The following is a 14,639-nucleotide window of genomic DNA, read 5'->3' as shown; positions in this document are numbered from 1 at the left end:
GAAGCGGGCGGCGCAGTTGGAACGCACCGTCCGGTATGAGCGATATTTGATGCAGGCAGGGTCGCAGCGCCTGAACTGCCGGGTGGACGAACAAACGTCCACGCAGGCAGACAGAGAGGCGTCGCGCAATGAGAAACGCTATGGCAATTACGTTGACCGAAAAGGCAGCACAGCACGTCCAGAAGTATTTGACCCGTCGCGGTAAAGGCGTCGGTTTGCGCGTGGGCGTGCGCACCACCGGTTGCTCCGGCTTGGCCTACAAGCTCGAGTACGTGGACGAACTCGCGCCCGAAGACGAAGTGTTCGACTGCAACGGCGTGAAGATCATTGTCGACCCGAAGAGCCTGGCGTACATCGACGGTACGGAACTCGACTTCGCACGCGAAGGGTTGAATGAAGGCTTCAAGTTCAACAATCCGAACGTGAAGGACGAATGCGGCTGCGGCGAGTCGTTCCGGGTGTAAATCGGGGCGTTGCCGCGTGCAGCGGATCAAAGGCGGCGCGTGCCGCCTTTTTAGTTTGATCCGCGCATTCGCCTTGGGCCGAGCGCCGATCACCACTTACCGCGCCTTCGAGCGGCGTTTTTAGACTGCACCCCGGTGCGCTTTCCTGAACGGACTCCTTCTATCCGATGGCCTCGCTGAACGACAGCCACTTCGACCTGTTCGATCTTCCGGCGCAATTCGCGCTCGATGCCGCGGCGCTCGACCATGCGTATCGCACGGTGCAGGCGCAAGTGCATCCGGACCGCTTCGCGGCGGCCGGCGACGCGCAAAAGCGCATCGCGATGCAATGGGCGACGCGCACCAACGAGGCGTACCAGACGCTGCGCGATCCGTTGAAGCGCGCCACCTACCTGCTGTCGCTGCGCGACGTCGACGTCGGCGCGGAGAACAATACGGCGATGGAACCGGCGTTCCTGATGCAGCAGATGGAATGGCGCGAAGGCATCGAAGACGCGGCCGCGGCGAAGAACGTCGACGCGCTCGACGCGTTGCTCACCGAACTGCGCGACGAAGAGCGCGTACGCTTTGCCAGGCTCGGCGCGTTGCTCGATAGCGGCGCAAATCAGGCGGCGGGCGAGGCGGTGCGGCAGTTGATGTTCATCGAGCGGGTAGCCTCGGAAATCGGCACACAGATCGAGCGGCTCGAGAACTAGCCGCGCAGCGTCGCGGGCGGCAGGGCGCTCCAACGCCCGCGCGGAAACAGCACGTAGCCCGTGCGCAACCAGACATGCAGTCGTAGCACAACATCCAGCAACGCGAAAATTCAGGACGGGGCGAAACGGCCCCGAGAAGATCCAGATGGCCCTACTGCAAATCTCCGAACCCGGCATGGCGCCGGCGCCCCATCAGCGGCGTCTGGCGGTCGGTATCGATCTCGGCACCACCAATTCCCTCGTTGCCGCCGTGCGCAGCGGCGTGCCCGACGTGCTGCCCGACGAAGACGGCCACGCGCTGCTGCCGTCGGTGGTGCGCTACCTGGAGAAGGGCGGCCGACGAATCGGCCGCACGGCCAAGGCCGAAGCGGCCACCGATCCGCGCAACACGATCGTGTCGGTCAAGCGCTTCATGGGCCGCGGCAAGGCGGAAGTGGAGGGCGCCGAAAACGCGCCGTACGATTTCGTCGACGCTCCCGGCATGGTGCAGATCCGCACCGTCGACGGTGTGAAGAGCCCGGTCGAAGTGTCGGCGGAAATTCTCGCGACGCTGCGCCAGCGCGCCGAAGACACGCTCGGCGACGAGCTGGTCGGCGCGGTCATCACGGTGCCCGCTTACTTCGACGAAGCGCAGCGCCAGGCCACCAAGGACGCCGCGCGTCTGGCCGGCCTGAATGTGCTGCGTCTGCTGAACGAGCCGACCGCGGCTGCGATCGCTTACGGGCTGGATAACGGTTCCGAAGGCCTGTTCGCGGTGTACGACCTCGGCGGCGGCACCTTCGATCTGTCGATCCTCAAACTCACCAAGGGCGTGTTCGAAGTGCTCGCGGCCGGCGGCGATTCCGCGCTCGGCGGCGACGATTTCGACCACGCGTTGTATCGCCACGTGCTGGAGCAGGCGGGCATCGCCCCGCAAACGCTCGCACCCGAAGACGTGCGTCTGCTGCTGGACAGCGTACGCGTGACCAAGGAGGCGTTGTCGAGCGCGCCCTATGCAACCCTGGCGGCGACGCTCTCGAACGGCACCAGCCTCGATCTGACGATCGACGAAGCTACTTTCGAGTCGATCACCCAGGCGCTGGTGCAACGCACGCTCGGTCCGACGAAAAAAGCGCTGCGCGACGCCAGGGTCACCACGAAAGAGATCAACGGCGTGGTGCTGGTCGGTGGCGCGACGCGCATGCCGGTGGTGCGTCGCGCGGTCGAGTCGCTGTTCGGCCAGCCGCCGCTCACCAATCTCGACCCGGATCAGGTCGTCGCGCTCGGCGCGGCGATTCAGGCCGACCTGCTGGCCGGCAATCGCGGCGCGGACGGCGACGACTGGCTGTTGCTCGACGTGATTCCACTGTCGCTCGGCGTCGAAACCATGGGTGGCTTGACCGAGAAGATCATTCCGCGCAATTCGACCATTCCGGTCGCGCGCGCGCAGGATTTCACGACCTTCAAGGACGGCCAGACGGCGATGGCGATCCACGTCGTGCAAGGCGAGCGCGAGCTCGTCAGCGACTGCCGTTCGCTCGCGCGCTTCGAACTGCGCGGCATTCCGCCGATGGCGGCCGGCGCGGCGCGGATTCGCGTCACGTATCAGGTGGACGCGGACGGTTTGCTGTCGGTGTTCGCGCGTGAGCAGGGTTCGGGCGTGGAAGCGTCGGTGGTGGTCAAGCCGTCCTACGGTCTGGCCGACGACGACGTCGCCAGAATGCTCGAGGACAGCTTCTCGACCGCCGAAGTCGACATGCGCGCCCGCGCGCTGCGCGAGGCGCAGGTCGAGGCGCGCCGGCTGGTCGAAGCGACCGACGCGGCGCTGGTCGCCGACGCCGAGTTGCTCGACGACAGCGAACGCGCCGAGCTCGACGCGTTGCTGGCCACGCTGCGTGACATTGCCGGCAGCGACGACGCCGGCGCGATCGAAGCCGCCACCAGAACGCTCGCCGAAGGTACCGACGAATTCGCCGCGCGCCGCATGAACAAGGGCATTCGCCGCGCGCTGGCCGGCCGTAAGCTCGACGAGATCTGAACCAACGCGCAGGTCGGCCGGCTCGCACGCCGCCGGCACGTGCACGTCACAACCGAAGCGCGTCGCGCGGACTTAAAAACGCCGCGCGACGCCAGTAAAATGGTGCGGAGCCTGCTGGCCGCCGCCGTGCCTCAGACCCAAACGGAAAATGTATGCCTCAAATCGTTGTGCTGCCCCATGTCGAACTGTGCCCGGAAGGCGCGGTGATCGATGCCGTGCCCGGCAAGAGCATCTGCGACAGCCTGCTCGAACACGGCATTGAAATCGAGCACGCGTGCGAGAAGTCGTGCGCCTGCACGACCTGCCACGTGATCGTGCGTGAGGGTTTCGCCGCCTTGACGCCGTCCGAGGAAGACGAGGACGATCTGCTGGACAAGGCGTGGGGGCTCGAACCGGCCTCGCGTCTGTCGTGCCAGGCGATGGTGCCGGCCGAGCAGGATCTGGTCGTCGAGATCCCGCGCTACTCGATCAATCACGCGAAGGAAAACCACTAACAGGAGGTTGCAGCCATGAAGTGGACCGATACGCAAGACATCGCGATGGCCCTGACTGACAAGCACCAGGACATCGATCCGCAGCAGGTGCGCTTCACCGATTTGCACCGCTGGGTCATGGAGCTGGAAGGATTCGACGACGATCCTGACCGGTCGAACGAAAAGATCCTCGAGGCAATTCAGGCTGCATGGATTGAAGACGCGGATTATTGATCGCGTTTCACCTTACTGGCGGTAAATAGAAAAAGGCGATTCCATCTGGAATCGCCTTTTTTTGCGCTTGCCGGAAAGTCTGAAAAACCTGGCAAAAGCTTGGGCTGTTGTCTACGGCTAGCTTGCCACCAGCGTACCGTTCTCGATCCGCACGCGTTGGCCTTGCTGGAACGGCGGCGCTTCGTGGTACGTGAAGTAACGCGTCTTGCCGCTTTCCATATGCACGCGCACCGAATACGCGGTGGTGCTGCGAATGTGCTTCTCGACCGAATTACCCGCGAAACCGCCGCCGAGTGCGCCGAGCACCGTCATCGCGGTACGTCCGCCGCCGGCGCCGAACTGATTGCCGACGAGGCCGCCGGCCACTGCGCCACCGACCGCACCGATACCGGTGCCGTGACCTTCCTGACGTACCGCCGAAATCGCCACGACCGTGCCGCAGTTGGAGCAGTACGCCGGTTGTGCCGTCTGCTGCTGCGCGTATTGCGGAGCGGCTTGGCCCTGCTGCTGTTGAGCATATTGTTGCTGCTGCGCGGGCGAGGGCACGGGCGCGCTCGGCGCCGGTTGCTGAGCCTGCTGCACAGGCTGGGCGGACTGTTGTGCTTGCTGTGCCTGCGCCGACGGGCTAGCCGGTGCCGCCGAGTCGACCACGCCCGGTTGGGTCGTGATCTGCGCAGCCTGAGTCTGGTCGCTCTGCGAACCGTTGCTGGACGCTTTCGGGAACACGCCCGTGACGGCCGCGGTGGCGACGAGACTCGCGATGATGACTGCGCCCGCCGCCGTGGCGACGAGGGGGTGGATACGGCGTTGCTGCGTGGTTTGGTTCGGGTTGTCCATGTTGGCCTCCGTCTCTAGCAGAGTCGACTGTTATTGAGACTCAGTGTCGGGCAAATCGATTCCGCGAGGGTTTCAATTTGTAACGAACACCACGCAATCATCGTACCCAAACGGCGTCAAAGGCGCGTGCCACCTGCCAGGCGCCTTGATTCTTCGGCGTTTGCCGGGATCGCGCGGGCGGCGCGCATAGCGCGCCATGGGCAGATTTTACCGACGGTTACAAACCGTCAGCCGTTGCGGCAGCCGCTTTCAGCGAGTTTTCCGTGGGTTTGCGCTGCGGCATAAAAAACGCCCGGTGTTTTGACCGGGCGTTTCTTTGCTGCTTGCCAGACGCGGGCATCGGCGCCCGCAGGCGCGCGACGCTCAGTCTTCGCGACGCAGATGCGGGAACAGAATCACGTCGCGGATGCTCGGGCTGTCGGTCAGCATCATCACCAGACGGTCGATGCCGATCCCGCAACCGCCGGCCGGCGGCATGCCGTATTCCAGCGCACGAATGTAGTCCGCGTCGTAGAACATGGCTTCTTCGTCGCCGGCGTCTTTCTGGTCGACCTGCTTCTTGAAGCGGGCGGCCTGGTCTTCCGGATCGTTCAGCTCCGAGAAGCCGTTGGCGATTTCGCGGCCGGTGATGAACAGCTCGAAACGCTCGGTAATGCCGGGTGCCGCGTCCGACGCGCGCGCGAGCGGCGACACTTCGACCGGGTAGTCGATGATGTAGGTGGGCTCCCACAATTGCGACTCGGCGGTTTCCTCGAACAGCGCCAGTTGCAGCGAACCGACGCCCGCGTTCAGGAATTGCGGCTTCGACGCGTCCACGCCGAACTTCTTCAGTTCGGTACGCAGGAAGTCGCTGTCGGCCAGTTGCTCGTTCGTGTACTGCGGCGCGTACTTCTGGATCGCCTGGGTGATCGTGAGGCGATGGAACGGCTTGGCCAGATCGAGTTCGCGACCCTGATAGGTGATCGTGGCGGTGCCGAGGGAGTCGATCGCCGCCTGGCGGATCAGTTGCTCGACGAAGTCCATCAGCCACTTGTAATCGGTGTACGCCGCGTAGAACTCGATCATCGTGAATTCCGGATTGTGGCGCACGGAGACGCCCTCGTTGCGGAAATTACGGTTGATCTCGAACACACGCTCGAAGCCGCCGACCACGAGGCGCTTCAGATACAGTTCCGGCGCGATGCGCAGGAACATCTGCATATCCAGCGCGTTGTGGTGCGTGGTGAACGGCTTGGCCGCGGCGCCGCCCGGGATCGGGTGCAGCATCGGCGTTTCGACTTCCATGAAGTCGGCCTCGGACATGAACTTGCGGATCGACGCAATCGCCTTGGTGCGCGCGACGAAGGTGGCGCGCGTTTCCGGCGTGACGATCAGGTCGACGTAGCGCTGGCGGTACTTCATTTCCTGGTCGGCGAGACCGTGGAACTTGTCCGGCAGCGGGCGCAGCGACTTCGACAGCAGACGCAGTTCGGTGCAGCGCACCGACAACTCGCCCTTGTTGGTGCGGAACAGCACGCCGCGCGCGGCGACGATGTCGCCCATGTCCCACTTCTTGAATGCGTCGTAGGTTTCCTGGCCGATGTCGGCCGGCGTGATGAAGAACTGGATCTGACCCGAACCGTCGCGCACGGTCGCAAAACTGGCCTTGCCCATCACGCGCTTGAGCATCATGCGGCCGGCGATCGCGACTTCGAGCGGATTCGCGTCGAGCGTTTCCTTGTCGGTCTCGGCGTACTGCGTTTGCAGATCGGCGGCGTGATGGGTGGGGCGGAAATCGTTCGGATAGGCGACGCCCTGCTCACGCAACTCGCGCAGCTTTTCGCGGCGCTCGGTCATGATCTTGTTGTCGTCGCCTTCGGGCGCCGCATTCGGCTGGGTCGGTTCGGTCATGATGATTTGGAGTTCGGTGACCCGCGGGGAACGCCCCACATGCGGGTGGCCAGTCAGTGTAAAAACCTCAGGCGGTAAAAAGATGCGGCGCGGCAGTGCAGGGCATGACCCAACGCACTGCCGCGCCGCGTGCGCTTAAACACCCTGTTTCAGGCTTGCGCTGATGAACGGATCGAGGTCGCCGTCGAGCACGCTCTTGGTATTGCTGATTTCGACGTTGGTGCGCAAATCCTTGATACGGCTGTTGTCCAGCACGTACGAACGGATCTGATGACCCCAGCCCACGTCGGTCTTGCCGGCCTCGAGCTTGTCCTGCTCTTCCTGACGCTTGCGGATTTCCGCTTCGTACAGGCGCGATTTCAGCATGGCCATGGCTTCGGCGCGGTTGCGGTGCTGCGAACGGTCGTTCTGGCACTGCACGACGATGCCCGACGGCATGTGCGTGATACGCACGGCGGAGTCGGTCTTGTTGATGTGCTGACCGCCCGCGCCGGACGCGCGGTACGTGTCGATGCGCAGATCGGCCGGGTTGATGTCCACTTCGATCGAGTCGTCGATTTCCGGGTACACGAACACCGACGAAAACGACGTATGACGGCCGCCCGACGAGTCGAACGGCGACTTGCGCACGAGGCGGTGCACGCCGGTTTCGGTGCGCAGGAAGCCGTACGCGTATTCGCCTTCGATCTTGATCGTGGCGTTCTTGATGCCCGCGACGTCGCCCTCGGTCTGTTCCAGCACTTCGGTCTTGAAGCCCTTGCGCTCGCAGTAGCGCAGGTACTGGCGCAGCAGCATGGAGGCCCAGTCGCACGCCTCGGTGCCACCGGCGCCGGCCTGGATGTCCAGGAACGCGTTGTTCGGATCCGCCGGATTCGCGAACATGCGGCGGAATTCCATGTCGCCGACGCGTGCCTCGAGCGCTTGCGCGTCGGTTTCGCAGGCGATCAGCGTTTCGTCGTCGGCTTCTTCACGGGCCATTTCGAACAGGTCGAGCGCGTCGCGCAGGTCGTCGTGCAGCGACGTGAGTTTGCCGACCGTGTCGTCCAGCAGCTTTTTTTCCCGGCCGAGGGCCTGGGCGTGTTTCGAGTCGTTCCAGACGTTCGGGTCTTCGAGTTCCCGGTTGACTTCGATTAGACGCAGTGCTTTGTCGTCGTAGTCAAAGATACCCCCGTAGGTCGGCCGCGCGCGTGCGCAGGTCCACCAGAGAGGCTTCGATCGCGTTGAGACGTTCCGCTTCCATGTCGATCTTTTATAGCTTCGTAAAAAGGGGAAATTATAGCCGATCGGCGTGCCGCGCCGATCACTCTTGAGCGATCCGGCGCGGGTTTGGGGTTGATTTTGCGGAGTATTTCGCGCTTTCGAGCGGGACCGCGAGCGGCGTGCCCACGGCTCGATCGGCCTGTTCAGCTCGCCGCGTGCTCGACGATCAACTGCACGCGCGACACGCCGTTCCACGTATCGCTCGCCAGCCGGTAAGCGACGGTGGTGCGCGCGGGCAGCGTGTCGGTGTGGTTGAACCAGATCGCGTTGAAGCGCTGGCGGCCGCGCACGAGTTGCAGCTTCAGATGCTTGTCCTTCACCAGCGCCTGCGACGCGACGTCGAATTCGCCCGAAAACACCGGCGCCGGGAAGCCTTGGCCCCACACGGCGGCGTCGAGCATGTCGACGAATTGCGGCGTGAAGTAGGCGTCTTCGAGTTCGCCGTCGGTTTCCACGGTGCGCGACAGCGCCTCCGCGGACAGCCATTCGCGGCCGACCGCCTCGAACGCGGCGGTGAAGCGCGGGACGTCGGCGGCGGCGAGCGTCAGGCCCGCCGCCATGGCGTGGCCGCCGAATTTGGCGATCAGGCCCGGCTCGCGCTTCGAGATCAGATCGAGCGCGTCGCGCAGGTGGAAGCCCGAAATCGAGCGGCCCGAGCCTTTGACGGTCTGGCCGCTGTCGTCGGCGAGCGCGAAGGTGAACGAAGGGCGGTGGAATTTTTCCTTCAGACGACCCGCGACGATGCCGATCACGCCCTGATGCCACGACGGATTAAACAGCGTGATGGTGGTCGCGCCTTCCGGGTCGATGGCCGAGAGATCCTCGAGCGCCTGCTGCTGCATGCCGGCTTCGATTTCGCGGCGCTCGCGGTTCATCGTGTCGAGTTGTTGCGCGAGATCCCATGCGCGGCCGATGTCGTCGGTGGTCAGGCATTCGATCCCGAGCGACATGTCCGACAAGCGGCCCGCCGCATTCAGCCGGGGCCCGAGCGCGAAGCCGAGGTCGAAGCCCGACGCGCTGCGCGCCTCGCGCGCGGCGGCGCGAAACAGCGCGGCGATGCCCGGCTGCATCTTGCCTTTGCGGATGCGCTGCAGGCCCTGCGCGACCAGCACGCGGTTATTGCCGTCGAGCTTGACGACGTCGGCGACCGTGCCGAGCGCGACCAGATCGAGCAGACCGTCCAGACGCGGCTCCGGAAAGTCGTCGCCGAACGCGCCGCGCCGCCGCAATTCCGCGCGCAACGCCAGCAGCACGTAAAACATCACGCCGACCCCGGCAATGCACTTGCTCGGGAACGTGCAGCCCGGCTGGTTCGGATTGACGATCGCGCGGGCGGCCGGCAATTCGTCGCCGGGCAGATGGTGGTCGGTGACCAGCACGTCGATGCCGAGCGCGTTGGCCGCTGCCACGCCGTCGACGCTGGCGATGCCGTTGTCGACGGTAATCAGCAGTTCCGGTTTGCCTGACGGGTTGCGCGCGGCCAGCGCGACGATCTCCGGCGTCAGGCCGTAGCCGTATTCGAAGCGGTTCGGCACCAGATAGTCGATCTGTCCGCCGAACATGCGCAGGCCGCGCACCGCAACCGCGCAGGCGGTGGCGCCGTCGCAATCGTAGTCGGCGACCACCAGCATGCGGCGCTTCTGCTGGATCGCGTCGGCGAGCAGCGCGGCGGCGTCTTCGCAGCCTTTGAGGCCGGCGGGCGGGATGAGCCGTGCGAGGCCGATTTCGATTTCATCCGGCATGCACACGCCGCGCGCCGCGTAGAGACGCGCGAGCACCGGGTGCAGGCCGTGGCGGGTAAGCACTTCGGCGTCCACGGGGGAGCAGGTGCGCGTAACGATTCGAGTCATTCGGAGAGGCCGTGGGTCATGCGATCAGTTCGATGCATTCAATCATTCGATGAAGAGCGACGCGAGCACCCGCCGCCGCCAGAATTTGCGCAGGTCGCCGCGCGTGACCGTGAGCGTCACCGAGCCGGTGTCGCCGCACAGGGTCAGGCCGAGTTCGCTGAGTTCGCCGGATTGCAGCGCCGCAAGCGCGGGGTCGAACCAGTCGGTTTGCAGCGCGGCGAAAGCGTCGTTCCAGCGTGCCCAGTCCTGCTCGATGTAGGGCGCGGAGAAGGGATCGAGTTCGACGAGCGTGATGCCGACGGCCGCGCCATCCGGGTTCGCCGCGGCGTGCGCTTGAGGTCGCGATACGGTCGGCGCGGCGCCGGCCTTGTCGGGCGCACCCGATGCATTCGTCGCAGCGGCCGTTAGGGCTGACTCGCCAGTTGAAGCCGCGCTTCGCAGCGCGCCGAACGAAGCCGGCGGCGCGCCGGTTTCCACGCCCGCCGTCATCGCCAGACCGCGCGTGGCCACCGCGTTCGAAAGAACCCGCGCAAACGGACTGCGCACCGGCTGCACCGCGCCTTGCGCGTGAAACCAGATCGAGTTCACTGCCGGCAGGCCGCGCGCCTCGCGCGCTTCGTTGACCGGATGCTCGAACCAGGCCATCTGCACTTCGTTTTGCAGTTTCATCCACGCGCGCGACCGTTCGCCGGAATGCGCCTCGTGCGGCAGCCAGATTTCGATGTTGCGGCCGCTTGCGCGCAGCGGCGAGGCGCCCGCCAAGGTGCCGAAACCCTCGCCGGACAGATACCAGCGCGCCGGTCGCGGTGCTTCGATGCGCACGCCGAGTTCTTCGATCAAAGGCCGTGCGACCGCGAGCAGCGCGGCGGCTTCGTCGTCGGACAAATCGAGCGAGGCGGGATCGATCAGCACCAGATGGTCATGCGCGATGCGAACATGCACCGGTTGCACGCAGGCCCATGTCGCCGTGCCGGGGTCGCCGCCGTCGGCGCGCAGCATGTACGGGGCGAGCGGCGCTTCGTCGGCGGCGGCAGCGCCGCTGGGCAGCGCGCCGAATTGCCGCGCCACCCAACGCTCGTGCGGCAGCGTGCGCTGAAAGTCTTCGCCGACCACGCGTTCCACCAGCGTCGCGCGGGCGATCAGCCGGTCGAGAGCGGGACTCTGGATGTCGTGGAGCGCGGTGGCGGCGTCCGCTGCGGCGGGCAGCGCGAAGGGGAGAAGAAGATGGAGACGGTTGGCGTGCATGATGCTGCGCATTGTAGGGCAAAGAGTGCGAGTATTCAGACCATCGCCGACCCTGCATCGCGGACCATTACCTTGCCGTTCGACGGATCGCGACGAGCGGTCGACCGTTGCGCCGCTGCCCAGGCGTCGCAACAGCCGCGCGCGGCGGAACCGCGCCCATGAAGAGGGAGACGGGTATGCCGCGTGAACTCAAAAGCGAGCAGGAACTGCTCGCGCTGGTCGTCAAGGCGCTCGATGCGGACCCGGCCACCGCAGGCTGGATTCCGACCGGCTTTCACGAAACCGTGGAAGACGACGCGGGCTGCAACTGGGACATCAGCCATCTGCACCGCGACCGCCGCGACGCCGATGCGCGCGGCGTCGCCAGCAAAGCCGCCGCGGACATTATCAACGGGCTGCGCGGGCGCTATAACCTGCTTTAGCGGCGGCCGCGAGGCCGGAGTCGGCGAGTCCGCGGGATTGTATGGCAAACTTCGCGCTTGATCGGCGGCGACGACCGCTGCGGCCGGCTTTCAGGCAACACGGGAGGCGGCACGCAGCGGCGGCGGTGAGCCGTGGCGCGCGCATTGCTACAAGCCGGCGCGCCGTACCGGAACCATCCGCGTCGCCGCGACACCAATGATCACGACGCTCGGGCCGCACGACAGGCGCTTCACGCCCGCGTGCGCGGCACAAAGCCGAAGAACGCAGAAAAGGATTCGCTTGAAATTTCCCTACGAATGGCAGATTGGCTGGCGCTACACCCGCGCCGGCAAACGCACGACCGGTAACGGCTTCATCTCCTTCATCGCGCTGGTGTCGATGTCCGGCATCGCGCTCGGCGTCGCGGCGCTGATCGTCGTGTTGTCGGTCATGAACGGTTTCCAGAAAGAGGTGCGCGACCGCATGTTGTCGGTGCTGGCGCACGTCGAAATTTTTTCGCCGACCGGGTCGATGCCCAACTGGCAACTGACCGCGCAGGAAGCGCGCCAGAACAAGGAAGTGATCGGCGCGGCGCCGTACGTCGAGGCGCAGGCGCTGCTCACGCGCCAGGACGCCGTGAGCGGCGTGGCGCTGCGTGGCGTCGAGCCGTCGCTGGAGCCGCAGGTGTCCGACATCGGTAAGGAGATGAAAGGCGGCAGTCTGAACGCGCTGGTGCCGGGCGACTTCGGCATCGTGCTGGGCGCCGATCTCGCCACCAATCTCGGCGTGCAGGTGAACGACAAGATCACGCTGGTGGCGCCCGAAGGCACCATCACGCCCGCCGGCATGCTGCCGCGGCTGAAGCAGTTCACCGTGGTGGGCATCTTCGAGTCCGGGCATTACGAGTACGACAGCACGCTCGCGCTGATCAACATCAAGGACGCGCAGGCGCTGTTCCGGCTGCCCGCGCCGACCGGGGTGCGCTTGCGCCTGACCGACATGCAGCGCGCGCCGGAAGTGGCGCACCAGCTCGCCCGGACCTTGTCCGGCGACCTGTACATTCGCGACTGGACGCAGCAGAACAAGACCTGGTTCTCGGCGGTGCAGATCGAAAAACGCATGATGTTCATCATCCTCACGCTGATCATCGCGGTGGCGGCGTTCAATCTTGTTTCGTCGCTGGTCATGACCGTGACCAACAAGCAGGCCGACATCGCGATTCTGCGCACGCTCGGCGCGCAGCCTCGCTCGATCATGAAGATCTTCGTGGTGCAGGGCGTGACGATCGGCTTTATCGGCACGGCCACGGGCGTCGCGCTCGGCTGCCTGATCGCGTGGAGCATTCCATGGCTCGTGCCGATGATCGAGCATCTGCTAGGCGTGCAATTCCTGCCGCCGTCGGTGTACTTCATCAACGAATTGCCGTCCGAACTGATTCCGGCCGACGTCGCGCGGATCGGCGTCATCGCCTTCGCAATGTCGGCGCTGGCAACGCTTTACCCGAGCTGGCGCGGTGCGAAAGTCCGCCCGGCGGAGGCGCTGCGCTATGAATGACCGAACCGCCACTTTACCCATGACTTCTCAGGACAACGCGCCGTATCCGTACGTGCTCGAAGCAACCGGTATTTCCAAAGCGTTCGTGCAGGGCGGCTTGAACGTGCAGGTGCTCAACAACACGCAACTGAGCGTACGGCGCGGCGAGAAACTGGCAATCGTCGGCGCGTCGGGTTCGGGCAAGAGCACGTTGCTGCACGTGCTCGGCGGGCTCGACGATCCGAGCGCGGGTCAGGTGTCCGTGATGGGCAAGCCATTCACGAAACTCTCCGAGCGCGAACGCAACGACCTGCGCAATCGCGCGCTGGGTTTTGTCTATCAGTTCCACCATTTGCTGCCGGAATTCACCGCGCTCGACAACGTCGCCATGCCGCTGCGGATTCGCCGCGTGACGACCGAAGTCGCGCGCCGCGAAGCGCTCGCGGTGCTGGAGCGGGTCGGCATGGGGCATCGCGCGAAACATCGGCCGGGCGAGTTGTCGGGCGGCGAGCGTCAGCGGGTCGCGATTGCGCGAGCGCTGGTGACCCAACCCGCCTGCGTGCTCGCCGATGAACCGACCGGCAACCTCGACGGCGGCACGGCCGATACCGTGTTCAACCTGATGCTCGAACTGTCGCAAACCATGGAGACCAGCTTCGTGATCGTCACGCACGATCCCGAACTGGCCGGACGTTGCGACCGCATCATGCGGCTGCGCGAAGGCGTGCTGTATGAAGAGCCGCCGGTGCCGGTTTGAGCGGCCTCGGCATACCGGCCATCTGATCGTTTGATCGTTTGATCGTCTAACGCTGCGCGCATAGTCCGATACGCCATGTGGATCGATACCCACTGTCATCTCGACGCATCCGAATTCGACGCCGACCGCGATGCCGTCGCGGCGGCGGCGCGCGCGGCGGGCGTCGGGCGGATCGTGATTCCCGCGATCGGCCGGCAGAATTTCGCGGCGGTGCGCGAGCTGGCGCATCGCGTCGCAGGCGGCGCTTACGCGCTCGGCATTCATCCGCTGTTCACGCCGAGCGCGCAGGACAGCGACCTCGATCTGCTGCGCATGGAGATCGAGGCGAGTCTCGCCGATCCTTTGTTCGTCGGCATCGGCGAGATTGGGCTCGATTATTTCGTCGACGGTCTCGACGATGCGCGCCAGCAGTTTTTCTACAACGGACAGCTGCAACTCGCGCGCGAATTCGATCTGCCGGTGATTTGCCATGTGCGCAAATCGCAGGATCAGGTGATCGCGGGGCTGCGGCGGCAGCAGATTCATCGCGGCATCGCGCACGCGTTCAACGGCAGTTTTCAGCAGGCGCAAGCCTATCTCGATCAGGGCATGCATCTCGGCTTCGGCGGCAATCTGACGTTCGAGCGCGCTCGGCAGATTCGCCGTCTCGCGGAGCAATTGCCGTTCGATGCGTTGGTCGTCGAAACCGATGCGCCGGACATTGCGCCCTCGTGGATCTATAAACAGCGCAACTCGCCGGACCAGATTCCCGCGATCGGCGCGGGCCTCGCGCAACTGCGCGGCATGAGCGCCGACGAAGCCGCCCTAGGCACAACGGCTAACGCGCTCGCCGCGTTGCCGCGGCTGGCACTTTCCTCTGCATAATTAACGCGTTGATTCGAAGGGTTCGCGCTGGGCGACATCCCCGTCCGGCGGGCTTGCCGATGCCTGTTCGTCGGGCGTTGAGTGTTGATGTTGAGTCGTCCGGCGACGGCTGGGCGGA

Annotated in this window: 14 protein-coding genes; 9 read left to right on the top strand and 5 right to left on the bottom strand. The window is 65.2% G+C overall.

The window, feature by feature from the left end; all coding sequences use genetic code 11:
* The first annotated feature begins 140 nt into the window (after positions 1–140).
* The 5 genes from iscA to iscX all read left to right on the top strand — a co-directional run bounded on the left by iscA (position 141) and on the right by iscX (position 3,883).
* Positions 141–464: an iron-sulfur cluster assembly protein IscA gene (iscA, locus tag BX591_RS02380; RefSeq protein ID WP_028199494.1), complete on the top strand. Its 324-nt coding sequence runs from the start codon at positions 141–143 to the stop codon at positions 462–464.
* Positions 465–631: 167 nt separating this feature from the next.
* A complete protein-coding gene (gene hscB, locus BX591_RS02375; RefSeq protein WP_111929111.1) occupies positions 632–1,159 on the top strand; it encodes a Fe-S protein assembly co-chaperone HscB in 528 nt (175 codons plus the stop codon).
* Between the two features lie 145 nt (positions 1,160–1,304).
* A complete protein-coding gene (gene hscA / locus BX591_RS02370) occupies positions 1,305–3,176 on the top strand; it encodes a Fe-S protein assembly chaperone HscA (RefSeq protein ID WP_111929110.1) in 1,872 nt (623 codons plus the stop codon).
* Between the two features lie 152 nt (positions 3,177–3,328).
* Entirely contained in the window at positions 3,329–3,670 is a 342-nt protein-coding gene (fdx, locus tag BX591_RS02365; RefSeq protein WP_097389705.1) for an ISC system 2Fe-2S type ferredoxin, read from the top strand.
* Between the two features lie 15 nt (positions 3,671–3,685).
* Positions 3,686–3,883 carry a Fe-S cluster assembly protein IscX gene (gene iscX / locus BX591_RS02360; protein ID WP_035546481.1) on the top strand — a complete coding sequence of 66 codons (198 nt, stop codon included), beginning with the start codon at positions 3,686–3,688 and terminating at the stop codon, positions 3,881–3,883.
* 117 nt (positions 3,884–4,000) lie between these two features.
* Here iscX and BX591_RS02355 read toward each other — a convergent pair whose 3' ends face one another.
* From BX591_RS02355 to BX591_RS02335, 5 genes are all read right to left on the bottom strand, one after another.
* Positions 4,001–4,720, bottom strand: a complete 720-nt coding sequence (locus BX591_RS02355; RefSeq protein WP_111929109.1) for a glycine zipper 2TM domain-containing protein — start codon at positions 4,718–4,720, stop codon at positions 4,001–4,003.
* A gap of 363 nt (positions 4,721–5,083) precedes the next feature.
* Positions 5,084–6,610, bottom strand: coding sequence for a lysine--tRNA ligase (lysS, locus tag BX591_RS02350; RefSeq protein ID WP_111929108.1), 1,527 nt, complete (start codon positions 6,608–6,610; stop codon positions 5,084–5,086).
* Between the two features lie 135 nt (positions 6,611–6,745).
* Positions 6,746–7,850, bottom strand: a protein-coding gene (prfB, locus tag BX591_RS02345; RefSeq protein ID WP_111929107.1) for a peptide chain release factor 2 whose coding sequence is annotated in 2 segments (ribosomal slippage) — positions 6,746–7,768 and positions 7,770–7,850 — 1,104 coding nt in all. Because the reading frame shifts where the segments join, the coding sequence is not laid out codon by codon here.
* 163 nt (positions 7,851–8,013) lie between these two features.
* Complete coding sequence (gene recJ / locus BX591_RS02340; RefSeq protein ID WP_111929106.1) at positions 8,014–9,720, bottom strand: single-stranded-DNA-specific exonuclease RecJ; 1,707 nt, start codon at positions 9,718–9,720, stop codon at positions 8,014–8,016.
* Positions 9,721–9,762: 42 nt separating this feature from the next.
* Positions 9,763–10,977 (bottom strand): regulator, encoded by a 1,215-nt coding sequence (locus tag BX591_RS02335; RefSeq protein WP_111929105.1) that lies wholly within the window; start codon positions 10,975–10,977, stop codon positions 9,763–9,765.
* Positions 10,978–11,123: 146 nt separating this feature from the next.
* Between BX591_RS02335 and BX591_RS02330 the strand changes: the two genes are divergently transcribed.
* From BX591_RS02330 to BX591_RS02315, 4 genes are all read left to right on the top strand, one after another.
* Positions 11,124–11,387 carry a hypothetical protein gene (locus BX591_RS02330; RefSeq protein WP_167444486.1) on the top strand — a complete coding sequence of 88 codons (264 nt, stop codon included), beginning with the start codon at positions 11,124–11,126 and terminating at the stop codon, positions 11,385–11,387.
* Between the two features lie 280 nt (positions 11,388–11,667).
* A complete protein-coding gene (locus BX591_RS02325) occupies positions 11,668–12,921 on the top strand; it encodes a lipoprotein-releasing ABC transporter permease subunit (protein WP_111929357.1) in 1,254 nt (417 codons plus the stop codon).
* Positions 12,914–13,657, top strand: a complete 744-nt coding sequence (gene lolD, locus BX591_RS02320; protein WP_176343035.1) for a lipoprotein-releasing ABC transporter ATP-binding protein LolD — start codon at positions 12,914–12,916, stop codon at positions 13,655–13,657. Before BX591_RS02325 ends, lolD begins: the two co-directional genes overlap by 8 nt.
* A 75-nt stretch (positions 13,658–13,732) precedes the next feature.
* Entirely contained in the window at positions 13,733–14,521 is a 789-nt protein-coding gene (locus BX591_RS02315) for a TatD family hydrolase (protein WP_111929102.1), read from the top strand.
* Positions 14,522–14,639 lie beyond the last annotated feature (118 nt).

This window comes from Paraburkholderia bryophila, assembly GCF_003269035.1.
GTDB classification, from domain to species: Bacteria; Pseudomonadota; Gammaproteobacteria; order Burkholderiales; family Burkholderiaceae; genus Paraburkholderia; species Paraburkholderia bryophila.
Note: the sequence above shows the minus strand (reverse complement) of the source record. Positions and strands in the feature narration are given on the sequence as shown.

What these genes read in the sequence shown, in the direction of transcription:
- iscA (WP_028199494.1), top strand. Translation starts at nt 141, where the DNA reads ATGGCAATTACGTTGACCGAAAAGGCAGCACAGCACGTCCAGAAGTAT.
- hscB (WP_111929111.1), top strand. Translation starts at nt 632, where the DNA reads ATGGCCTCGCTGAACGACAGCCACTTCGACCTGTTCGATCTTCCGGCG.
- hscA (WP_111929110.1), top strand. Translation starts at nt 1,305, where the DNA reads ATGGCCCTACTGCAAATCTCCGAACCCGGCATGGCGCCGGCGCCCCAT.
- fdx (WP_097389705.1), top strand. Translation starts at nt 3,329, where the DNA reads ATGCCTCAAATCGTTGTGCTGCCCCATGTCGAACTGTGCCCGGAAGGC.
- iscX (WP_035546481.1), top strand. Translation starts at nt 3,686, where the DNA reads ATGAAGTGGACCGATACGCAAGACATCGCGATGGCCCTGACTGACAAG.
- BX591_RS02355 (WP_111929109.1), bottom strand. Translation starts at nt 4,720, where the DNA reads ATGGACAACCCGAACCAAACCACGCAGCAACGCCGTATCCACCCCCTC.
- lysS (WP_111929108.1), bottom strand. Translation starts at nt 6,610, where the DNA reads ATGACCGAACCGACCCAGCCGAATGCGGCGCCCGAAGGCGACGACAAC.
- recJ (WP_111929106.1), bottom strand. Translation starts at nt 9,720, where the DNA reads ATGACTCGAATCGTTACGCGCACCTGCTCCCCCGTGGACGCCGAAGTG.
- BX591_RS02335 (WP_111929105.1), bottom strand. Translation starts at nt 10,977, where the DNA reads ATGCGCAGCATCATGCACGCCAACCGTCTCCATCTTCTTCTCCCCTTC.
- BX591_RS02330 (WP_167444486.1), top strand. Translation starts at nt 11,124, where the DNA reads ATGAAGAGGGAGACGGGTATGCCGCGTGAACTCAAAAGCGAGCAGGAA.
- lolD (WP_176343035.1), top strand. Translation starts at nt 12,914, where the DNA reads ATGAATGACCGAACCGCCACTTTACCCATGACTTCTCAGGACAACGCG.
- BX591_RS02315 (WP_111929102.1), top strand. Translation starts at nt 13,733, where the DNA reads ATGTGGATCGATACCCACTGTCATCTCGACGCATCCGAATTCGACGCC.